6 protein-coding genes are annotated in these 24109 nt (G+C 73.9%); all 6 read right to left on the reverse strand.

All coding sequences use genetic code 11. The features are described from left to right. Genes KBX46_RS21525 through KBX46_RS21550 form a run of 6 tightly spaced genes read right to left on the reverse strand, consistent with a single transcriptional unit; the run spans position 1 to position 23790 of the window. Positions 1-1194, reverse strand: coding sequence for a PLP-dependent aspartate aminotransferase family protein (locus KBX46_RS21525; protein ID WP_210793816.1), 1194 nt, complete (start codon positions 1192-1194; stop codon positions 1-3). Beyond that, positions 1191-6473 carry a non-ribosomal peptide synthetase gene (locus KBX46_RS21530; protein ID WP_210793817.1) on the reverse strand — a complete coding sequence of 1761 codons (5283 nt, stop codon included), beginning with the start codon at positions 6471-6473 and terminating at the stop codon, positions 1191-1193. The genes KBX46_RS21525 and KBX46_RS21530 overlap by 4 nt, the downstream gene beginning before the upstream one ends. Continuing rightward, positions 6470-7486 carry a TauD/TfdA family dioxygenase gene (locus tag KBX46_RS21535; RefSeq protein ID WP_210793818.1) on the reverse strand — a complete coding sequence of 339 codons (1017 nt, stop codon included), beginning with the start codon at positions 7484-7486 and terminating at the stop codon, positions 6470-6472. The genes KBX46_RS21530 and KBX46_RS21535 overlap by 4 nt, the downstream gene beginning before the upstream one ends. Then, positions 7483-8550 carry a TauD/TfdA family dioxygenase gene (locus KBX46_RS21540; protein ID WP_210793819.1) on the reverse strand — a complete coding sequence of 356 codons (1068 nt, stop codon included), beginning with the start codon at positions 8548-8550 and terminating at the stop codon, positions 7483-7485. Before KBX46_RS21540 ends, KBX46_RS21535 begins: the two co-directional genes overlap by 4 nt. Beyond that, positions 8543-11704 (reverse strand): non-ribosomal peptide synthetase, encoded by a 3162-nt coding sequence (locus tag KBX46_RS21545; protein ID WP_210793820.1) that lies wholly within the window; start codon positions 11702-11704, stop codon positions 8543-8545. The genes KBX46_RS21540 and KBX46_RS21545 overlap by 8 nt, the downstream gene beginning before the upstream one ends. Next, positions 11701-23790, reverse strand: coding sequence for a non-ribosomal peptide synthetase/type I polyketide synthase (locus tag KBX46_RS21550; RefSeq protein ID WP_210793821.1), 12090 nt, complete (start codon positions 23788-23790; stop codon positions 11701-11703). Before KBX46_RS21550 ends, KBX46_RS21545 begins: the two co-directional genes overlap by 4 nt. Positions 23791-24109 lie beyond the last annotated feature (319 nt).

The raw sequence follows: 24109 nt of genomic DNA on the forward strand, positions 1-24109 counted from the left end.
TCAGTTGGCAGTGGAATCCCTCGCCGCGGTCGCCTTGTCCGCCGCGGCGAGGAAGTCGGCCACCAGGTCGGCGGTGTCCTCGATGCCGGTGGAGACGCGCACCAGCCCGTCCCCGATGCCGGTCGCGGCCAACTGCTCGGGGTCCACGATGCCCGCCCACATCGACCGGGGGTGCACCACCAGCGTGCTGACGCTGCCGAGGCTGGCCGCTCGTTTGGCCAGCCGCAGCCCGTCCAGCAGTGCGGCGGCTCCGGCCCGCCCGGCCCTCAGGTCGACGCTGAGCACCCCGCCGAAGCCGGTCATCTGCCGCCGCGCCAACGCGTGCTGCGGGTGCGACGGCAGCCCGGGGTAACGGACCCGGGCCACCGCCGGATGCTCCTCCAACGCGTGGGCCAGGGCCAGGGCGTTGGCGTTGTGCCGCTCCACTCGCAGCGGCAGCGTACGGATGCCGCGCAGCAGCAGCCACGCGTCCACCGGGCCGAGGGTGGCGCCGGTGACGATGGCCGTCTGCCACACCCGCTCGACCAGCTCGGCGGAGCCGACGACCACCCCCGCCGACACGTCGGAGTGGCCGCCGAGGAACTTGGTGCCGCTGTGCCAGACCAGGTCCGCCCCGGCTGCCATCGGACGCTGGTTGACCGGTGTGGCGAAGGTGTTGTCGACCACCACCAGCGCGCCGGCCGCGTGGGCGACCTCCACCACCGCGGTGAGGTCGGTCAGCTCCAGCAGTGGATTGCTCGGCGTCTCCACCAGCACGAGCCGCGTCCGCGGCCGGATCGCCCGCGCGAACGCCTCGGTGTCGGTCTGGTCCACCTGGGTGTACGACACCCCGAACCGGGACAGCAGGCCGGTGGCGAGCGAGGTGGTGCCGCCGTACGTGCTGCGCTGCACCACCACGTGGTCGCCGGCGGAGAGCAGGGCCAGCGCGATGGTGCTGACCGCCCCCATCCCGGAGGCGGTGACCAGCCCCGTCTCGGCGCCTTCCAGCTCGGCGACGACGGCGGCCACCTGGGCGTGGTTCGGGTTGCCGTAGCGGGTGTAGAAGGCGCTGCCCCGCGTCTCGGTGGCGATCGCGGTGAACTGCTCGTCGGAGTCGGCGCTGAAGGTGACACTCTGCACGATCGGCGGCGCGACGGCTCCGCCCGGGACCAGTCCGTCGTCGCCGTGCACGGCGGAGGTGCTGAGACCGGTCATGACCGGGCCACCCGGTCCACCAGTGCGCCGTAACTGCCCAGCGTCACGAACTCGGGCAGCGTGAGGTCGCTGCCGTGACGCTGCCGCAGCATGGTGACCAGCCGCAGCGCGCGCAGCGAGTCACCGCCGGCGGCCGACCATCCGGTCGCCGCATCATCCGGCGCGACCCCGAGCACCTCCTGCCAGGCCGCCGCCACCCGGGTCGCCCACGCATCGCCGGCCGCCTGCCCACCGCTGGCAACGGCGGGCAGCGGCGCCTGCGGGTCGGCCGCCAGCAGGCGACGGAAGCCGTCGGCGAACGCGTCGACCCGGTCCCCGGCGACGGTGCGGTGGTCGTACTGGAGGGTGAGGGCGAGGCGGCCGGTGTCCGCGTCCAGCTCGGCGTCGACGGCGAGGCTGAACGCCACATCGACGGTGACGCCCCGACTGTCCACGATGCGAGGGCCGCCACCGGCCGGGTCGTTGGTGAAGTGCGTCCAGTTGAAAAAGTGGTCGAAGCGCGGCCCGACCCCTCCGGCCCGGACGATCTCCGCCAGCGGAAAGCGGTGGTGCCCCATCATGTCCCGTTCGGCCCGCCACACCTCGGCGGCCAGCTCGGCCAGCGAACGGGTGCCCAGCTCCACACCGACCGGCAGGGTGTTGAGGAACAACCCGAGGGTGGCGTCGCTGCCCTCGCCCTCCGGCCGCCCACCGACCACCAGTCCGCTGACCACGTCGTCGCGGCCGGTGAGTTCGCCGAGCATCCGCAGGTGGATGGCGAGCAGCCAGGACTTGACGGGTACGCCGGCGGCCCGGGCCGCCTCGGTGACCGCGTCGGTGGTGCCGGCTCGCAACGGCACCTGCTGGGTGGTGGTGGTCCGTGGGGCTGCCCCGCCGAGCAGCAGCGGCGGCACCGCGCCGGGACCGTCCAGCCAGAACCGGCGGCTGGCCTCATCGGTCCGGGCCCGTCGCTCGGCGGCCACGTACTCCCGGAACGGCAGACCGGGGCGGGCCGGATGGAAGGCGCCGGCCCGCTCCCGGTCGTACGCGGCGAGCAGGTCGGTGCGGAACAGGTGCAGACTCCAGCCATCGAGGATGGCGTGGTACTCGGCGATGATCAGGGTGAACGCGTCGGCGTCCTCCCGGACGGCGTGCAACCGCAGCAGCGGCGGTCGGGCCAGGTCGAAGGGGCGTACCCGCTCGGCCGCCACGAGTTCGTCGACCCGGGCCCGGCGGGTGTGCGCGTCGACACCGGTCAGATCCGTCACCGGCACCTCGACCGGCACGTCGGCGTGCACGAGCTGCAACGGCTCGGAGTACGCGCCCAGCGCGAACCCGGTCCGCAGCACCGGATGGGCGGCCACCAGACCGGCCAGCGCGCGCCGCAGCGCGGGCGCGTCCAACGGCGCGGCGATCCGGTGCGCGGTGACGTTGTGGTACATCGCCGGGTCCCCGGTCAGCTCACAGTGGTAGACCATGCCCTGCTGGAGGGTTGTCATCGGGTACGCGTCGGCCAGCCCGGCGGGCAGCAGCTCCCGGTCGGCGGCGGCCACCAGAGCGAAGCGTCCGGCCGCCGGGACCGACGCCGAGCCGGCCACCGCGTCGGTCCCGGCGACGGTGATCTCGCCGTGCGTGACCAACTCGCGGATCGTCTGGTACGTGAAGATGTCGCTGAGCCGGAAGGACAGCCCTCGCTTGTTCGCGGCGACCTGCATCTGGATGCTGCGGATGGAGTCGCCGCCGAGCGCGAAGAAGCTGTCCGTCACGCCGACGGTCGCCACCCCGAGCACCTCGCGCCACGCCTCGACGAGGATCTGTTCGGCCCGGTCGGCAGGCGCCACCACCGTGCCGCTCTGCGGCCGGTCGAGGCGGGGCACGGGCAGCGCCGCCCGGTCGAGCTTGCCGTTGCGGGTCAGCGGCAGCTCGTCGAGGAGCACCACCGCCGCCGGGACCAGGTGGGCCGGGAGCCGGTCGGCCAGCCAGCCGGTGAGCCGCTCGTCGAGGGGCTCTGCCGTCGGCCCGGCCGGGACGACCACGGCCGGGCGTGGATCGGCGGCATACTCGGGGCGCACGGCGTGCAGGGTGTGCCGGTCGGTGCCGATCAGCAGGTCGTCCTGCAGGGTCACCACGTCGAAGCCCCGCGCCTCGAAGGTGGCGACCAACTCGGCCAGTCGGCCCTCGGTGTCGGTGCCGGGCGCGTCGTGCACCTCCATGGCGACCTGCGCGACCAGCGGCCAGTGCCGATCGTCCAGCCCGGCGAGCACGTCCGCCTCGGCCCGCTGTACGTCGATCTTCAGCAGGTCGATCCGCTCCGGGGCGAGCTCGTCGAGGAACGCCGACAGCGGCCGGACCGGCACGGTGAGCTCCCGGCCGGCGAAGCGTTCCGCGAGCAGTTCGTCGACCCGGCCGAGCAGCACCTCGCGGTCGGCGCCGGCGTCGCGTTCGTTGGCGAGGAACCGTTTGATCACCGCCACCTCTGCGTCCGGGTCGGCGTACGCGGCGTGGCCGGACATCATCGAGTAGCCCGGGTAGTAGGTGAAGGACACCTCTCCGGCAGCCCGGGACAGCCCGACGGCGTGCACGGTGGCCGGCGCGCCGAACTCGGCGACGTTGCGGCGCAACAGGTCGGCCACCGACGGCACGGGCTCGAACGCGTGGATCGTGGCGTCCGGGCAGACGGCGTTCACGAACAGCGAGAACATGCCGATGTTCGCGCCCACGTCCAGGACGGTGGCCCCGGGCCGCAGCACGATGCCGTCGCGCAGGTAGACCTGCTGGACGAAGATCTCGTCGTACAGGTAGCGGGTCTCGTGGGGGTTGACCCCGGCGATCCGGTCGACGTCCACAGTGGTCGGTGTGTCACCCGGGCGGACGTAGGCGACGAGCCGGTCGCCGTGCCCGTCGTCGTCGCGGGCCACGACCGCGGCGTCGGCCACCTCCGGGTGCTCGCGCAGCGTGGCCGCGATCTCGCCCGGCTCCACCCGGAACCCGTGGATCTTCACCTGGTCGTCGAGCCGACCCAGGTAGCGCAGCCGCCGGTCGGCGTCGAAGCGGACCCGGTCGCCGGTGCGGTACACCCGCTCGGTGCGCCCGGACGGCAGCGCCACGGTCACGAACCGCCGGGCGGTGGCCTCCGGGTCGCCCCGGTAACCGTCGGCGAGCTGCGGGCCGCTGACGCAGAGTTCACCGGCCACGCCCGGCGGCACCGGACGCAGCTGCTCGTCGAGCACCCACACCGCGACGCCGGGCAGGGGTCGGCCGATCGTCGGGGCCTCCCCGGCACGCACGTGCGCCGCAGTGGTGTCCACCGTGCACTCCGTCGGGCCGTACAGGTTGACCGCCCGGACGTCGGGCAGCGGCGCGAGGGTCTCCCACAGGTCGGGTGCGATCGCCTCGCCGCCGAGCAGCAGCAGGCCGGGCAGCCGGATGTCACCCGCCCCGGCGAGCAGGATGCGCAGCTGAGAGGGGGTCAGGTCGAGCACGTCGACACCGTGGTCGGCCAGCGTGGCAGCCAGTGCGGTCCCGTCCCGGCGGACCTGCTCGGGCACCAGGTACAGGCTGCGGCCGTGGCCGAGCTGCACGAGCTGCTTAACGCTGGCGTCGAAGGTGAGCGGGGCGTTCACCGCCACCCGCAGATCGGGGCGGCTGCCCGCGTACACGACCTGCTCCAGGGCGTCGGCCAGGTGCGCGGCGGCGCCGTGCGACACCTGCACCGGTCGGGGAGTGCCGGTGGAGCCGGACGTGAAGATCACGTACGCCGGGTCGGTCGGGGTCGGCACCGCGGCGGGCGGGCGGTCGCCGGCCGCGACGAGGTCGCCGACGGTCACGGTCCCCGCACCGCCGTCGCCCACGACGACCTCCGCGCCGACCGCGCGGATCTGCGCGGCGAGCCGCCGGGGCGGGGCGTCCGGGTCCAACGGCACGAAGACCGCCCCCGCGCGCAGCACGCCGAGGAACGCCACGACGGTGTCCCGGGACCGGTCGGCCAGCACGCCGACCGGGGCGCCGGACAGGCCGCGCGCGGCCAGGGCCCCGGCCACCCGCGCGGCCCGTTCCCGCAGCTCACCGACCGTGTACGCGCCGTCCGCGTCGACCACCGCCACGGCCTGCTCGTTCATCCCCGCCAGGCCCGCGTCGAAAAGGTCCACGAGGGTACGCGCCGACGCCTGCGACGGTGTTCCCGCCGCGTCGGTCAGCCAGCGGCCCTCGGCCTCGCCGAGCACCGACGGCACGTCGGCGCCGGAGAGCGCGGCGGGCAGGGTCCGCAGGACCGCCAGCAGCGCGTCGAGCAGCCACTGGCCGCCGACCACGTCCAAGGTGACCCGGTCGCCCTCGGCCAGCACTGTCAGCTGCGGGCCGGCCGCCGCCGGTGGGGTGACGACGTGCACGGCGACTCCACCGAGCCCGGCCACAGTGGCCGGCGCGGCAGCCGGGAGCACCGCGAAGCCCGCCACCGCCCCGGACTGCTCGTCCACCGGGTCGACCAGGTGGAACGTGTCGTCGGCGGTGCTCTCGGCCGCGCGGACGACGGCCAGCAGGTCGGCGGGCGCGGTGGGCAGCGGCAGGGCCAACCGGAGCGGGCCGTAGCCACCCAGCGGACCCACCACCTCGGCGGTGCCAGCGGCATGGCGGCCGTCGCTCCACCGGGCCAGCACCAGGTCCACCTCGTCGGCGCCCTCGGGCGCCTCGGCGCGGCGGGACACCGCGAGCGCCCACGCGGCCAGCAGCACGGTTTCCGGCTCGACACCGGCAGCCCGCGCCACGTCGGTCAGCTCGGCGGCGGAAACGGTCGCGGACACCACGGCCGTCGGGTCGTCCCCGTGCGGGGTGACCAGTCGGGCGGTCGGTGCGGTCGGCGCGGCGCTGGCCGGTGCCTGCTCGCGCTCCTCAAGCTGCCACTCGGCGACGTCGAGGAACTGCAACGCCTCCGGATCCTGCGGCAACGCCTCGCCGGCGTACGCCCGGGACAGGTCGGCGAGGACCAGACGCAGGCTGGCCGGATCGGCGATCAGCGGGGTGGCGGTCAGCTCCAGCGCATCGTCGGCGAGGGTCACCGACAGCTCGCCCTGCGCGCCGACGGTGACGCTGCGGTCGTCGTCGACGTCCTGCATCGGCACCCGCAGACCCGGGTGGTGCACCAGGGTCAGGCGCAGCGCCTCGTGCCGGGCCACCACCGCGTCCAGGGCGCTCTGCAACCGGGCCCGGTCCAGCGGGCGGTCCAACCGCACCCGCGCCCGGACCAGGTCCTGCTTGGCCGACCAGGCGAGCCGCTGGACGGGGGACAGACGGTAACCGTTCACAGAACGCTCCGGTTGATGTAGAGGTCGGACATGGCGACCAGGATCTGCCGGTCGCCGCTGAAGGGTTCGCGACCGTGGGTCGCCAGGAAGTTGTCCACCACCAGCACGTCGCCGCGCTGCCAGGGAACCGACACCGCGTGTTCCCGATACAGCTCGCGCAGCCCGGCGACCACCTCGTCGGGGATCGGCTGCCCGTCACCGAGATACGCGTTGCGGGGCAACCCGTCCGGGCCGTACTCGCGCAGCAGCGCGCCGGACACCTCGGCCGGCATGTTCGACACGTGGAACAGGTGGGCGTGGTTGAACCACACCGTCTCCCCGGTACGCGGATGCGTGGCGACCGCCTGCCGCCGGGCCCTGGTTCGCAGGCCGTCGGAGCCGAGCCAGGTGAACTCGGTCGCCGAGGCGTGGCAGTACGCCTCCACCTCGGCCCGGTCGGTGGTCTGGAACGCCTCCTGCCAGGGCAGGTCCAGGTGCGGGCCGTAGTTGCGCACGTAGCAGACCCCGGAGCGGAGGAAGAGTTCCCGGACGTCGGCGGGGATCAGCGGGGTGATGACCCGTTCGCTGGCCAGCGGGGTGGCCCCGCCGCTGCCGGTTGCCGGCTGCGCGCACCAGAAGTAGAGGTAGCTGGGCCAGTTGTGCGAGTACGACATCTCGTGATGCAGCGGGATCCACTGCTCGGCGTTGAACTCAGTGGAGGTGAAGACCCGGTCGGCGACCTCGTGCCGGGGCGCGGCCCGTTCCAGGTAGCCGAGCAGGTCCGGGCTGACCGCCCGGGCGGCCTGGCTGAAGTCGTCGGGGGTGCGCACCTCGAAGCCGCGGAAGAACACCGCCCCGTATTCGTCCAAGTCCCGGAGCAGCTCCTCGCGCCTGCCGGCGAGCCAACCGGCCAGGTCGAGGTCGGGCACGGCGGCCTCGACGAGCAGCACGAACCGGTCGTCCACGAGCACCCGCCGGGACACCGGCGAGCTGACCGTGCCGGTAGCGCGTCGACGCGGCGCCGGCCCGCTCATGCCCGGTCCCCGGTCGGAGCCGGCATCGGGTGGCTCGCCTCGGTCAGTTCGGGCGCGGCGGTCGGATCGGACATGGCGGTGAGGATCCGCCGAGGTGGGGTGAACGGATCCCGGGCGTGCGCGGCCAACATGTTCTCCACCAGCAGCACGTCCCCGCGCTGCCAGTCGAAGGAGCGGGTCTCGGCGGCGTACGCGGCCCGCAGCTCGGCCAGCACCTCGTCGGAGATGGGCGTGCCGTCGCCGTACGCGGTCTGGTAGGGCAGGTCCTCCTCGCCCAGGGCGGCCCGCAGCCCTGCGCTGACATCGTCGGGCAGGGAGGTGACGTGGAAGAACAGCGCGTGGTTGAACCAGGTCCGCTCGCCGGTGACCGGGTGGCGGCGTACCGCCGGGCGGACCTGCCGGGTGCGCAACTGCCGCTCGCCGACCCACTCCACGTCGATCAGCGCGCGGGCGCAGTACGCCTCGACGTCCTCCCGTCGTTCGGTCTGGAACGCGGTCTGCCAGGTCAGGCTGATGCCGGGCAGGTAGTTGCGCCGGTAGAGCACCCCGCGCCGCTCGAACTCGGCGACGGTCTCCGGGCGGAGCCGGGCGAGCACCCGGCGGCTGTCCGCGAGGGGGGTACGCCCACCCGCGCCCGGCGCCACCTCGCAGTGGAACACGATCCGCAGGGGCCAGTTCACCGTGTACGACTGCTCGTTGTGCAGCACGATCGGCTGGTCGGCGGGGTGCTCGGTGGAGGTGTACACCCCCTCGGTGACCTGGCTGCGCGGCGAGGACCGTTCGCCGTAGCTGAGGACCTCGTCGGAGAGCGCGGCCATCACGGTGCGGAAGTCCTCGGCGCCGGCCACGGCGAAGCCACGGAACAGCACGGCCCCGTGCCGGCGGGCCAGCTCGTCGACCTCGTCGCGGCGTCCGGCCAGCCAGCTGGCCAGGTCCACGTCGGGTGTGTTGGCCCGGATCAGCGCCGGCAGCGGGCCGCCGGGCCAGTCGGGGTGGACGTCCACCAGGTTCCGTTCACGGCCGCGACGGGGAATGCTCCGCGCGACCCGGGTCTGCTCAGTCATCTCTCGCTCCCAGGGTGTCGACGCAGTCGGCCAGACTGCGTCGGGGGTCGGCGGCGGCGGTCCGCAGCAACGCCGTGAACCGGCGGTGCCAGGTGACCACCCCGTCGTGGTCGAACAGGTCGGTGCGGTACGTCCACAGCGCCGCCAGCCCGTCCCGCCGCTCGTCGAGCCAGAGGGTCAGGTCGAGGCGGGCGGTGTCCGGCGTCAGTTCCACGCCGGTGAACTGGACGCCGGCCGCGGTGCGGTGCCGGGCCGGTGGGGCGTTCTGCACGCCGAAGGCGACCTGCACCAGCGGGGTGCGGTGCGGCTGGCGGGTGGGCCGTAGCCGCTCCACCAGCAGGTCGAAGGGCACGTCCTGGTGGGCCGCGGCGAACAGGGTGACCCGGCGGGCCTCGGCGAGCAGGTCGGCGAAACCGCGCTCCGGCGCGGGGCGCAGCCGCAGCGGCACGGTGTTGACGTGGCAGCCGACGCTTCGTTCGGCGGCGACACTGGTCCGGCCGGCGAAGGCCACGCCGATCAGCAGGTCGTGCCGGCCGGTGGCGGCGCCGAGCACTGTCGCGAAGGCGGCCAGCCCGACCATGTGCAGGCTGACCCGTTCGGCCCGAGCCAGCTCGCGTACCGCGTCGGCGGTTTCCGGGTCCACTGTGGTCCGCAGGGTGGCGCCGGCCGGCGCCCGGTGCGGTCCGGCCTGCGCCGCGCGTCGGTCGAGCCGGCCCGCCGCGGGCAGGTCGAGCAGATCCGGTGCGCCGCGCAGCTCGTCGAGTTGGTCGGCCAGCGCCCGCCGTCCCGCCGGACCGGCCAGCCAGTCCCGCTGGGCCAGGGCGAACGCCGCCGGGCCGACCACCGAGGGCTCCGGGGCCGTTGCCGCGACGATGTCGTACGCCTGGGCCAGTTCCCGCACGATCAGGCCGAACGACCAGTCGTCGCAGACGATGTGGTGCACGACGAGCAGCAGCGCCACCGCACGGCCGGTGGTGTCCGGCACCAGGTGGGCGCGGAGCAACGGTCCGGTGGCCAGGTCCATGGGGGCCCGGGTGGCCTCGACGCCGAGTTGGGTGAGCCGCTCGTCGAGCGGGGTGCCCGGTTCGGCCGGCGCGACGAGCGGCGGCGCCCCGGCGCCGGGGAGGACGTGCTGCACCGGCCCGTCCGGCCCGACCGGAAACACGGTGCGCAGGGCCGGATGCTTCTCGACCACCCGACCCAGCGCCCGGGCCAGCCGGTCCGGGTCCACCGGCGCGTCGAACCGCACCGCGAAGGCCAGCAGGTACGAGGTGTCCGCCGGGTCGAGCCGGTGCAGGAACCACAGCCGGGTCTGCGCGGCCGACAGCGGCGCGGGGCCGGCCGGTGCCGGGCCGACGGGTTCCCCGAGCGGCGTCGGGTCGACGGCCAGCCCGTCGAGGTGGGCCGCCAGCGCGCCGACGGTCGGATGCGCGAAGAGGTCGCCGGCGTGGACCGGCCGGCCGGTCGCGGCGGCCAGCCGGGTGGCGCAGCGGACCGCGAGCAGGGAGTCTCCGCCGAGGGTGAGGAAGTCGTCGTCGGCGGTGGTCACCGGCACGCCGAGCACCTCGCGCCACACGGCCGCCACCTCGGCGAGCATGCCGTCGAACGGCCCGGCGCCGGGCCCGGCGTCGCCGCCGAGAGCGGGGGAGGGCAGTGCCGAGCGGTCCACCTTGCCGTTGGGCAGGGTGGGCAGCCGGTCCAGCCAGACCACCGCCGCGGGGACCAGCGGCGCGGGCAGCACCCCGGCCAGCCGGGCCCGGACGTCGTCGCGCCGCTCGCCGACCAGGTAGCCGACCAGCAGCGGATCCCCGCTCGGCCCTTTCCGGACGGCGGCGGTCGCCTCGCGTACGCCGGGCAGGGCCGCGAGGCGGGCGGAGACCTCACCCAGCTCGATCCGGTAGCCGCGCAGTTTCACCTGGTCGTCGAGTCGGCCCAGGTAGGCCAGTTGCCCGTCCGGGCGCAGCCGGACCCGGTCGCCGGTGCGGTACATCCGCTCGCCGGGGCGGAACGGGTCGGGCAGGAACCGGGCCCGCGTCTCTTCCGGGCGGTCGAGGTAGCCCCGGGCCACGCCCGCCCCGGCGAGGTGGAGTTCACCCGGGTCGCCCGGCGGGACCGGCCGCCCCTCGGGGTCGAGGACGTAGGCCCGGGTCTGCGGCAGGGGCCGGCCGATCGGCGGGTCCCCGCTGTCCGGCGGCACCTCCGCCCAGGTGGAGTAGGTGGTGTCCTCCGACGGGCCGTAGAGGTTGCAGAGCCGGCGGACGTGCGGACGCGACCACACCCGGGCGGCCAGCGCGGCGGTGAGTGGCTCACCGGCGAGGCAGACCGTCCGCACGCTCGCCGGCAGGGCGTCGGCGGTGAGCAGTTCCCCCATCGCGGAGGGCACGGTGTTGACCAGTGTGACGGGCAGCCGGTCCACGCCGGGGGCGGCGAGGGCCAGCACGTCGTCGACGAGCAGCACCCGCCCGCCCCAGCAGAGCGGGCCGAAGATCTCGAAGACGGACAGGTCGAAGCAGACCGAGGTGGCGGCGAGCAGGCCGCCCAGTTCGGCGTCGTCGAAGCTCTGCCGGATCCAGTGCATGAGCACCGACGCCGAGCGGTGCTCGATCGCCACGCCCTTGGGCCGTCCGGTGGAGCCGGAGGTGTAGATGACGTACGCCAGGTCCGTCGGGGTCGTCGGCACCGCCGGGTCGGTGCCGTCCCCGGGCGGGTCCAGTCGGTCGATCGGGACGGCCAGGTCGGGGAACCGGTCGGCGAGGTCGGCGCGGGTGAGCACCAGCCGGGCCCCGGAGTCGGCGGCCATGAAGGCCACCCGGGCCGGCGGGTACGCCGGGTCCAGCGGGACGTAACAGGCGCCGGCCTTGAGTACGGCGAGCAGGGCGACCACCAGTTCGGGTGTCCGGGGCAGACAGACGCCGACGCGGTCCTCCCGGCTCACCCCGCGCGCGAGCAGGACCCGGGCCAGCCGGTTCGCCGCCTCATCGAGGTCCCGGTACGACCACGTGCGGTCGGCGTGCCGTACCGCCTCGGCGTGAGGGGTTCGGGCGGCCTGCGCGGCCACCATCCGGTGCAGACAGTCGACGTCGGCTGGTACGCCGGTGGCGCGTCGGCCCACGGTTCGGCGGGTCGGGCCGGCGGGCCGGGCGGGGGCGCTCATCGACGACCACCGCGCCCGCCCACCGGGACCGGCTCGGCCCGCTGCGGGCCCCCAGCACGGTGCTCGGCGAGCCGTCGGTCGGCCTCGGCCTGGAGGCGGTCCTTGTCGGCGACGATGACAGTGCCGGGGTCGTTGTCGGGCAGCTCGTCCTCGACGTGGCGGATCGGTCGGTAGGCGATGCCGACGGCGGCCAGGGCGAGCGAGCAGAGGCCGGCGACGATCGCCGTGAGGGCCATGCCGCGGCCCGGGCCGGTGCCGACGACAGCGGACAGCAGGCCGCCGGGCGACACCATCGGGGCGAACACGTGCTCGGCGAGCGGACCGGCGGTGAGGAAACCGGCCGGCACCATCAGCCAGGACAGCATCTGGCCCATCGAGAGCACCCGGCCCTGCAGCTCCAGCCCGACCTTGGCCTGCACGATGGCCAACCAGTGCGTGTTGACCAGGGCCGTGGCCAGGCCCATGCCGAACAGGCCGAGGGCCGGGAACAGTGGGCTCGGGCGCAGGCCGACAGTGAGCAGCGACGCGCCGAGGAGCACGACGCTCGCCAGGATGCCGGTGGTCCGCCGGGCCGTGCCGCCCCACACTCCCATGAGGACCGAGCCGACGAGCATGCCGACGCCGCTGGCGGCGAGCACCCGGCCGAGCACCGCCGGGTCACCGAACGACAGGGTCAGCGGGGTGACCAGGACCTCGACCATGGCGAAGAAGTAGTTGAGCGACGCGGTCAGCACGACCAGGGCCACCAGGCCGTGGCGGCGCACGATGAACCGCCAACCGCCCAGGACCGCCCGCCGGAAGGTCTCCTCGCGCCGGACGAACAGGGTGTTCGGGAACCGGACCGACAGGGTGACGGTGACCGCGACGGCGAAGGTGAGCAGGTCGATGATCACGACGCCGCGCAGCCCGACCGCGATGACCAGCGCACCGCCGAGCAGCGGCGCCAGCACCGTGCTCGTCGCGGTGCCCAGGGAGACGATGCCGTTGGCGCGCCCGTAGTACCGCTTGGGCACGAGTTGCGTGACGGCCGCCAGGTAGGCGGGTAGCTGGAAGGCGGTAGCCACGGCGGTGACGGTGATGGCGGTGAAGACGTGCCAGAGCTGGAGTTGGCCGAGCCACAGCAGCAGGGCGAGGCTCACCGTGCCGGTGGCTGCCACGCAGTCCGCGACGATCATGATGAGCCGCCGGTCCCACCGGTCGGCCAGCGCCCCCGCGATGGGGGACAGCACCACGGCGGGCAGCAGCGCCAGGACGGTGGCCGTGGCGAACAACGAGACCGACCCGGTCTGCTGGTACACCCACAGGCCCATACCGAAGCCGGTCAGTCCGCTGCCGATCAGCGAGACGAGCTGACCCAGGGCGATCAGGTAGAACACGGTGAGGCTGGGCATCGCCCGACGTACGGCGGGTGGGGTGCCGTCCGTCGCCGGCACGACCACGGCGGCTGGCGGGGGCGCGGCGTCGGCCGGCGGAGTAACCGTGGCGGGCGGCGGCTTGGCGGACGTCGCGTTCGACGGATCGCAGGTCGCCTGGATGATGCGCGCCACCTCGGCGGGTTGGTGCTTGGCGAAGTAGTGGCCGGCGCCCTCGATGACCTCCAGGGACACCCGGTCGGAGAAGAACTCCCACTCCAGGTAGCGCTCCTGGTACAGCTCGGTGGCCCGGTCTCCGCCACCGACCACGCAGACGATCGGGGCCGACAGTTTCCTGGGCAGACCGTTGTCGTAGACGTCGGTGTAGTAGTCCTCGCCCATCGCGGCGTCGGCCAGGACCACGCGCATCACGAAGTCCTTCTCCCGCTCGTCGAAGACCTCGGTGAAGAAGCCCATCGCCCGCAGCGACTCCAGGGTCCGCCGCTTCGACGTCCATCGCTCCGTCGGAAACCACTGCCGTAGCCAGCGGAACACCCGGCCGGGCAGCCGAGGGGCGGGGAAGTGGGCGCCGATGACCACGCCGGTCAGCTCCACACCGGCCGCCTCCAGCCGACGGCCCAGCTCCACCGCTTCGGCGCCGCCCATGCAGTGCCCGTACACCGCCACCGGGCCGCTGATCCCCGCCACGACCTCGGCCACGCAGCCGTCCACCAGCTCGTCCATGCCCAGCAGGGGTTCGTCCGGGCGGTTCACGTCGTGCCCGGGGCGCTCCAGGGCGTACAGCCGCACGCCGGGCGGGAGGGCGTCCGCCAGCGGCTGGAAGGTGATCGCGCTACCGGCGGCGAAGGGTACGCAGACCAGCGTCAGCCGTGTCGGCGTCGCCGGTAGCGCCGGGGTCAGCTCGTGCAGCAGCCGCCCGGCGGACCCCCCGGTCGCGTCCAGGTGCTCGGTCAACGAGCGGATCGTCGGGTGGCGGAACAGGTCGAGGACGCTGATCGCCGGGTCGTTGCCGGCCAACGCCTTGATGGCCTTGAAGGAGTCGCCGCCGAGGTCGAAGAAGTCGTCGTCGATGCCGACGGTGTCGTAGCCGAGCACCGCCGCCCACCGCTTCGCCAGCGCCGCCCGCAGCGGAGTGTCGGGCGGTGCCGCGCCGACGCCAGCCCCGCCGCGTACCGGTGCCGGTAGGGCGGCCCGGTCGACCTTGCGGTTGGCGCTCAGCGGCATCCGGTCGAGCACCACGAACGCGGACGGGACCATGTAGTCGGGCAGGTAGGTGCGCGCGAACGCCCGCCAGGGCGTGGGGTCGGCGTCGAAGTCGGGTACAGGCTGCCCTGCCGCCCCGCCGTCGGATCCGTCCCGGTCGGCCGCCGTTCCGGTGGTCAGCGTCAGGTAGGCCACGACGCTCTTCTCGCCGTCGTCCTCGCGGACCACCACTGCGGTGTCGCGGACCTCCGGGTGGCGGCGCAGCACCGCCTCGATCTCGCCCAGTTCGATGCGGAATCCGCGCACCTTCACCTGCGAGTCGCTGCGGCCGACGAACTCGATCCGGCCGTCGGCCAACCACCGGCCGAGGTCCCCGGTGCGGTAGAGCCGGCCGGCGGAGAACGGGTCCGACACGAACCGCTGCGCCGTGAGGTCGGGGTCGCCGTGGTAGTCACGCGCCAGCCCCGCGCCGCCGAGGTACAGCTCACCCAGCACGCCCACCGGAGCGGGACGCAGTCGCGGGTCGAGCACGTAGGCGCGTACGTTGCCGATCGGGCGGCCGATGCTGAGGTGGGTGACGTCGGGTTCGAGCCGTTCCATGGTGGACCACACGGCGGCCTCGGTCGGGCCGTAGAGGTTCCACAACGCGCCGACCCGCTCGGCGAGCTGCCGGGCCAGCGGCGCGGACACCGCCTCGCCGCCGCACACCGCCGTCAGGCCGGGCAGCCCGGCCCAGCCGGACTCGATCAGCAGCCGCCAGGTCGCCGGGGTGCCCTGGGCCAGGGTGACCCCCTCCGCGGCGAGCAGCGCGGCCAGTCGCGGCGCGTCGTAACCGACGTCGCGGCCCACCAGCAGCATCCGCGCGCCGACGACCAGGGGCAGGAACAGCTCCGGTACGGACATGTCGAAAGCGAAGCTGGCCATCGCGAGCACCGTGCCGTCGCTGGTCAGGCCGGGCCGCTCCCGCATGGCCGCCAGGGTGTTGACGATCGCGTCGTGCGTCACCCGGACGCCCTTGGGGTGGCCCGTGGACCCGGACGTGTAGATCACGTAGGCGAGATGGTCCGGCCCGGCCAGCGGCTCAGGGTCGGTCTCCGGCCCGATGCCCGCACTCGTGTCGGTGTGCAGTAGCTCGCCCGCGTACCCGGTGAAGCGGTCGGCCAGGCCCGGTTCGGTGATCAGGACGCTCGCACCGCTGTGCGTCAGCACGTACCGCTGCCGCTCGATCGGATAGTCGGGGTCCACCGGGACGTACGCGCCGCCGGCCTTGAGCACACCGAGCAGCGTGACCGGCAGGTCCTCGGAGCGGTGCAGGCAGACGGCGACAGTGCCGTCGGGGCCGACCCCGGCCCGGCGGAGCCGGTGCGCGAGCCGGTTGGCCCGGGCGTTGAGCTGGGCGTAGGTGAGTGTGGTGGTCCCGAACGTCACGGCCGGCCGGTCGGGGTTCGTGGCGACCTGGTGTGCGATCAGCTCGACCAGGGTCGGCGTCCCCCCGTCCCGACCGGGCGTCGCCCAGCCGAGCGGGGTGGCGGTGTCGTTCCACTCGTCGACGCGGGTCAGCTCGGCGGGGGTGAGGACGGCCAGATCCGCCAACCGGACGTCGGGGTCGGCGACGGCAGCGGCGAGCAGCGTCTCCAGGTGCCCCATCATCCGCTCGGCGGTGGCCGCGTCGAACAGGTCGGTGTTGTACTCCAACCGGAACCGCAGCCCCTCGGTCACCTCGTACGCGTACAGGGCGAGGTCCTGCTGGGCGATCCCCGGCTCGACGGCGAACTGGACCATCCGCAGCCCTGCGGTTCCCAGGTCCCGCCGCTCGGGCAGGTTCAGCAGGTTGAACATCACCTGGAACAGCGGGTTGCGGCTGAGGTCGCGGGGCGCGTCGACGAGATCCACCAGCCGCTCGAACGGCACCTCCTGGTGGTCGTACGCGCCCAGGGCGGTGCGCCGGACCTGCTGGAGCAGCTCCTCGAAGGTCCACTCGCCGTCGATCGAGGTCCGCAACGGCAGCATGTTGACGAAGAAGCCGACCATCGGTTCGAGTTCGGCGCGTACCCGCCCGGCGACCGGCGTGCCGATGCAGATGTCCCGCTGGCCGGTGTAGCGCCACAGCAGCGCCTTCAGGGCGGACAGCACCGTCATGGCCAGGGTGGCGCCCCGGGTCTGGCTGAACCGGCGCAGCTCGTCGGCGGCGTGCGGGGACAGGACCCGGGTGTGCACCGCGCCGTGGAAGGTCTGCACGGGTGGTCGGGGCCGGTCGGTGGGCACCTCCAGGACGCTCGCCACCCCGTCGAGTTGCTCGCGCCAGTACCGCATGTCGTCGCTGTCGACGTCCGCCAGCCGGCCGCGTTGCCACCGGGCGTAGTCGCCGTACTGGACGGCCAGTTCGGGCAGCGGTGCGGCGCGACCGTCCAGGGCGGCGCCGTACAGGGTGGCCACCTCGCTGGCGACGATGCCGAGTGACCAACCGTCGGAGATGGCGTGGTGCATGGTCATCGACAGCACGTGCCGGTCGTCGGCGATGCGCAGGAGCACGGCACGGAACAGCGGCCCGCGGGCCAGGTCGAACGGGCGTCCGACGTCGGCGGCGAGGGCGGCGTGGGCCCACGGCGGCACCGCGTCGGCGACCGCCGGTTCCACGATGCTGCGGGCGACCGGGGACGTGTCGTCCGCGCCGGTCGGGGCGGACACGATCGGCAGGTCGACCGGGCCGGGCGGCAGCACCTGCTGCACCGGGTCACCGTCGGGTCCGAGCGGAAAGACGGTACGCAGCGACTCGTGCCGCCGGGTCAGCTCCGCGAGGGCCGCGCGCAGCGCGTCGACGTCGAGGGTGCCGTCGAGCAGCAGTGCCGTGCCGACGGTGTAGGCGCTCTGCTCGTACGCCTGGTCGAGGAACCACAGCCGGTGCTGCCCGGAGGAGAGCGGCGCGGGCCCGGCGTCGGGCTCGGCGCGGGGGATGGTCGGCGCGACGCTGGGCTGCGGTGCGACGGTGGTGGTGGGTGCGGGGTCGGTCTGCGGCAGCGTGGCCGCGATCCCGGCGACGGTCGGCGTCGCGAAGACCGTCTCCAGTGGCAGCGCGACGCCGAGTCGGGCCCGCAGCCGCACGACGAACTGGGTGGCGAGCAGCGAGTGCCCACCCAGCTCGAAGAGGTTGTCGAGCGCCCCGATCGGCCGGATCCCGAGCAGCTCGCTCCACAGGTCCGCCACGATCTCCTGCCCGGGCGTGCTCGGGGCGACGTAGGCGGTGCTGACCGGCGGGCGGTTGCCGGCCTCGACCTGCCCGGGTGCCTCCGGAGCGGTAGCGCTGGACGGGACGGGTGCGGGCTGCGCGGTGTCGGGCCGCGACATCGCGTCCAGCCAGTGGCGGCGCCGCTCGAAGGGATAGCCGGGCAGGGCCAGGCGGCGACGTGGGCCGCCGTGGAACGCTTGCCAGTCGACCCGCCCGCCGGACAGCCACAGCCGGCCCACCGCGTCGAGCATCGTGGTGAGGTCGTCGGCGTCGCTTCGCGGATGCCGCATCGCCGCCACCACCTGACCGGGCCGCACCCCGGCCAACCGGGCGAGGCCACCGAGGGCGTGTCCGGGACCCAGCTCCGCGAGGACGACGTCCTGCTCGGCGAGCAGCGCTGCCGACTCGGCGAACCGGACCGGCTCCCGCATGTGCCGTACCCAGTACGCGGGGTCGGTGACCTGCCCGGAGGCGACCGGACCGCCGGTCAGATTGGTCAGGTACGGGCGTTGCGGCTCGTGGTAGGTCACCCGCCGCGCGTGCTCGGCGAACTCGTCGAGCACCGGGTCGAGCAGGGCCGAGTGGTAGCCCCGGGTGACCCGGAGCGGCCGGCACCCGACCCCGTCGGCGGTCAGCCGCCGGCGCAGCTCCTCGATCGCCTCCGGTGCGCCGGACAGCACGCACAGCTCGGGTGCGTTGACGGCGGCCAGCGACAGACCGTCCACCGCCAGCCCTGCCGCCGCCGTCTCCGGCAGGCTCACCGCGAGCATCGCCCCGGCCGGGGTCCGTTCGACCAACTCACCGCGGGCGCTCACCAGCCGCAGCGCGTCGGCCAGGGAGAAGACGCCGGCGAGGCACGCCGCGACGTACTCGCCGAGGCTGTGTCCCACCATCAGGTCCGGGGTCACCCCGCGGGCGAGCAGCGACCGGGCGAGGGCGTACCCGGTGACGAACAGAGCGGGTTGGATCAACCCGGGCCGCGCGAGCAGCCGCTCCGCCTCCGGGTGGCCGTCGGGCGCTGGGCACAGCAGCGTACGCAGGTCGAGGCCGAGGTCGTCGCGGAGCAGCTCTGCGCACTCGTCCACCACCGCCCGGTAGGTCGCCTCCGCGCGGTACAGACCGGCGCCCATCGCCACGTGCTGCGCACCGTGCCCCGGGAAGGCGAACACCAGGGTCCGATGGCCACCGGGATGAACGCCGGTGAACTGCCGTTGTGGTGCGTCGAGGGCGACCAGCGCGTCGGCGTGGTCCGCCGCGACGAGAAAACGGCGGTGGGTCATCGGCTGGCGCCGGCCCAGGTTCGCCGCCACGTCGGCGAGGTCCACGTCGGGGTGCGCGCCGACCCAGTCGCGGAGCTGACGCGTCTGCCGATCCAGCGACTCGACCGTACGCGCCGACAGGACCAGCAGGTGCGGCCCGGTGGCCGGCGTGGCCGGCGGCGCGGCGGCTGTGGCCGGCGGCTCCTCCAGCACGACGTGGGCGTTCGTGCCGCCCATGCCGAACGAGCTGACCCCCGCCCGGCGCGGGCCTTCGTCGCCGGGCCACGGTCGGGCGGTGTCGTTCAGGTAGAACGGGCTGCTCTCGAAGTCGATCGCCGGGTTGGGTCGGCTCACGTTGATGGTGGGCGGCAGCGTACGGCTGTGCAACGCCATGATCGTCTTGAGCAGCCCGGCCACACCGGCGGCGGCGTCGGTGTGGCCGATGTTGGCCTTGGCCGAGCCGAGGGCGCAGAAGCCCTGGTCGTCGGTGCCCCGCCGGAACGCCTCGGTCAGGGCCGTCACCTCGATCGGGTCACCGAGGCTGGTGCCGGTGCCGTGCGCCTCGACGTAGCTCACCGAGCGGGGCTGCACGCCGGCCGACGCGAGGGCGCTGCTGATCACCGCCACCTGGCCGTCGACGCCCGGCGCGGTGTAGCCGGTGCGGCGAGCGCCGTCGTTGTTGATCGCGGAACCGCGGATCACGGCGTAGACGCTGTCGTTGTCCGCGACCGCGTCTTCCAGCCGCTTGAGCGCGACGATGCCGACCCCGCTGGACGCGATGCTGCCCCGCGCGTCGGCGCTGAACGGCCGGCAGTGTCCGTCGGGGGAGTAGACCCCGCCGTCGTGGTAGAGGTAGCCGCGCCGCTGCGCCGGGAAGACGCTGACCCCGCCGGCCAGGACCAGGTCGGACTCACCGGTCAGCAGGCTCTGCCGGCCGAGGTGCACGGCGACCAGCGAGGTCGAGCACGCCGTGGCCACGGTGACGGCGGGGCCGGTCAGGTCGAGTTTGTACGCGACACGGCTGAGCAGGAAGTCCTTGTCGTTGTTGATGGACAACTGGTGTTCGCCGATGGTGTGCATCAGCTCCGGATGGCTGCTCAGGTTGTCCAGCAGGTACGTGCTGCGACCCGACCCGGCGAACAGGCCGATCCGGCCGGCGTGACCCGCCGGGTCGTAACCGGCGTGCTCCAGCGCGTGCCAGGCGCACTCCAGCAGCATCCGGTGCTGCGGGTCGAGGGTCTGCGCCTCCCGGGGCGTGACGCCGAAGAAGGCGGCGTCGAACTCGTCGATCCCGGGCAGCCAGGTGCCGGAGCGGACGTACGCGGGATCGTCGAGCCGGGTCGGGTCGGCCCCGTCGGCCAGCATCTCCTCGACGCTGAACTCCCGCACCGACTCCACTCCGGCGCGGATGTTGTGCCAGTACTCGTCAATGGTCCGCGCGCCGGGGAAGCGACAGGCCATGCCGACGACGGCGATCAGGCCGCCGGGCTGGGCCGTGGTGCCCGTCCGTGGCCGGGTGACGCGGGCCGTCGTGGCCGGGGCGACCGGGGCTTGCGCGCCGGTGGTGGCCGTGGTCAGGAACGTCGCCAGGGACTCGACAGTGGGGTTGCGGAACAGGTCGGTGACCGTGACGACGTCACCGAGCCGCTCGTGCAGTCGCTTGAGGACAGCCAGCAGGCGCATCGAGTGGCCGCCGAGGTCGAAGAAGTTGTCCCGCGTCCCGACCTGCGCGACGCCGAGCACGTCCCGCCACACGTCCACGACCAGCCGTTCGAGCCCGATCCGGGCGGCGTCCCAGTTGGCCGGTCCGGGCTCGACGGGTGCGCTCGCCGGCTGTTCGGGCGTCGGGCGAACCGGGTCCGCCTCGGCGCGCTGCCGGGGCACCTCCCGACCGGCGGCGGGCAGCGCGGCGACGTCCATCTTGCCGTTGCGGGTCAGCGGCAAAGCGTCGAGGAAGACGACGGCGGCGGGCACCAGGTAGGAGGGCAGTTCGGCGGCGAGCGCCGCCCGCAGGGCCGCCGCGTCGGTCTCCGCCCCACCGGCTCTGCTGGCCACGCCGGCTCCGCCCGTCACGTACGCGACGAGGCGCGGGTCGTCCGGGTCGTCCCGGCGCAGTTGCACCGTCACGTCGCTGTCCGGCCGGCATCGGCGGATGGCGGCCTCGATCTCGCCGCACTCCACCCGGTAACCGTGCAGTTTGACCTGGCTGTCGGTGCGGCCCAGGTATTCCAGGTTCCCGTCGGGACGCAGTCGCACGAGATCGCCGGTGCGGTACAGCCGGGCTCCGGCGACGGGCGAGAACGGGTGTGGGACGAACCGCGCTGCCGTCAGCGTGGGCTGGTGCAGGTAGCCGCGTGCCACGCCGGCTCCGCCGACGTACAGCTCGCCGATAACGCCCACCGGGACCGGGTTGCCCCAGCTGTCCAGCACGTACAGCTCGGTGTTGGCGATCGGCCGACCGATGGGGACCGACCCGTCGACCGGGGTGGCCGGGTCGACCTCGTACGCGGTGCAGCCGACCACCGTCTCCGTCGGCCCGTACTCGTTGACCAGCGTGGTGTCGGGGGCGTGTGCCCGCCACGGCGCCACCTGGTCGGCGCGCAGATTCTCGCCGCCGATGACGAAGCACCGGGTGCGGCCGGCCATCTCGGCGGGGCTGAGCTGATGGTTGACGAGGTCGAGCTGAGCTGGGGTGATCTTGACCAGGCCGAAGGCCTGCCGCTGGTGGCGCAGCGCCTCGCCGAGCGCCTCCGGGCCGAGGTGTTCTCCGAGCATCAGCACGGTTGCCCCGCTGACCAGCGGGACGAGCAGGCTCGTGACGGTCAGGTCGAACCCGACCGACGAGTGCAGCGGAACGGTGTCCCCGGGCCGCAGCCGGTAGGCCTGGGCGGCCCAGCGCACGTAGTTGCAGGCCCCCCGGTGGGTGACCATGACGCCCTTGGGGTGGCCGGTGGACCCGGAGGTGTGGATGACGTACGCGAGGTCGTCCGTCGAGGGCTCCGGCCGCCGTCGCGCTCGTCGCCGCGGACCGGCCGCGGCGCCACCGGGCTGCGCGGCAGGGACCGGCGTGTGCCGGCCCGGCGCCGCCAGCGCAGGGCCGTCCGGCACCAGCAGCGCCAGGCCGTCGGGCACCAGGTGCGCCAGCTCCGCGCAGGTGAGGACGACCGGCGCGGCCGTGTCCTCGATCAGATACCGCAGCCGGGCGGGCGGGTTCGCCGCATCCATGGGTACGTAGGCCGCGCCGGCCCGCAGTGCGGCGAGCACCGCCACCGCGAACGGGACCGCACGCGGCAGCAGCACTCCGACCAGGCTGCCGATGCCCACGCCCCGCCCGCGTAGCGTCTCCGCCAGCGCCTCGGCAGCGGTGTGCAGCTCGTGGTAGCTCAGCGCGGTGTCCCCGTCGGTCACCGCCACGCCGTCGGGGTTTCGGCGCGCCTGCCGCTCGATGAGCACGTGGACCAGGTCGTCCGGCTCGGTGGGGGTGGCGGTGGCGTTCGCAGCCACGACGAGCTGCCGGTACTCGTCGGCGGTGAGCATCGCGGCCGAGCCGACCGGTGCGCCGGGCTCGGCAACCAGCGAGCGCAGCAACGTCTGGAAGTGCCCGGCGAGGCGGGCCATCGCGCCGTCGTCGAACAGGTCGGTGCGGTATTCCAGCACGGTCCGCACACCGGCGGCGTTCTCCCGTACCGAGACGGTCAGGTCGAACTTTGCGGTGGTCCCGGGCACGTCGATCGGGGTGACCTCGATGCCGTCCAGGTCGGGTGGTGCCGTCTCACGGCCGTACACGAACATCACCTGGAACAGCGGGGCGAAGCCGGGCCTGCGGGCCGGGCGCAGCGACTCCAGCAGTGTCCCGAAGGGAAGCTCGCCGTTGTCCAGGGCGTTGCCGGCGGCGGTGCGCACCCGTGCGAGCAGCGTCTCGAACGACGGGTCGTCGTCCAGCCGGGCCCGGACCGCGACGGTGTTGAGCAGCAGCCCGACGAGCTGCTGCGCCTCGGAGCGCCGGCGGTTCGCCACCGGCGTTCCCACCACGATGTCGCGTTGCCCGGTCCAGCGTGCCAACAGGACGTGCAGCGTGGCGAGCATGATCATGTACGGGGAGACGCCGAGTCGTCGGCACAGCGCCAGCAGCCCCTCGGTGGGCACGTCCAGCGGGAACGACACTGTGGCCCCCGCACCCGACGGCACCGCGGGCCGGGGTCCGCGGGTGGGCAGCTCCAGGACGGCGGGCGCGTCGGCGAGTTGCGCGTGCCAGTGGTCGCGTTGCGCCGCCGCCTCGGCCCCGGCGAGCCAGTCGCGTTGCCACGCCGCATGATCGGCTTGGTCGACGACGACCGGGCCGAGGTCAGCCGGTCGTCCGGTGCGGTGCGCGGCGTAGAGCCGTTCCCACTCGTCGTGCAGGATGCCGAGCGACCATTCGTCGACGGCGACGTGGTGGAACGTCAGCAGGAGCACGTGCTCCTCGGCAGCGAAGCGCAGCAGGCTGGCCCGCAGCACCGGTCCGAGTTCCAGGTCGAGCGGGTCACGCGTCTCCGCGTGCATCCGGGCCTGCATCTCCTGGTCGCGTTGCCACGCGGGCAGCCCGCCCAGATCGTGCACCCGCAACAGTCCTGGTTGCGGCTCGCCGACCACCTGGACCAGGCGCGGCGCGGCGTCGTCGACCTCGGTTGGCCCCGAGCCGGGGCCGCCGGGTGCGAGCGTGGTGCGCAGCGCGGCGTGCCGGGCCACCAGGGCGTCGAGCGCCCCGGCCAGTGCCGCGACGTCCAGTGGCCCGACCAGCCGGTACGCCAACGGCACCAGGTAGCTGGCCGGATCGGGGTCGAGACGGCTCAACGACCACATCTGGCGTTGCTCGTGGGTGGCCGCGACCAGGGCGCCGGCACTGTCGCGGCGGCGCGGCACGACCGGCGTCGCCTGCCGGGGCCGCATGACGTCGGTCATCGCGTCCGTCTCCTTCGTGATGCCAGCAACGGCCGGATCCGCCCACGCGGCGGCCCGGTCCAGCAATGGCTCCTGACTTCGCATCCGAGCCTGCTGTGACGGTTTGTCGACCTGGGTCGGCGGCACCGGTAAAGCGGCTGCGGCGCGGGGATGCTGTGACACGACGATCGGTCGCCCCCACGGCTCGGAAGCTACCCACGCCGGTAAAGGTGATCAGTCGTTCATGCGACAGCTGTCGTTGTTCCGATGCGCTTCCCTGTCACATCATCACACTCGTGATCTTTGATGGGATCCACAGATCGTGTCGGCCGTCGATGCTTTCGGTGCGGGGCCGGTGCGCGTTCGTCCATTGCCGTCGGTCGCTCGGGTCGAACACGTGACTAGTTCTCGACTGAATGGTGGA

The sequence above is a fragment of the Micromonospora sp. C81 genome, from assembly GCF_018070425.1.
Classification (GTDB): domain Bacteria; phylum Actinomycetota; class Actinomycetes; order Mycobacteriales; family Micromonosporaceae; genus Micromonospora; species Micromonospora zamorensis.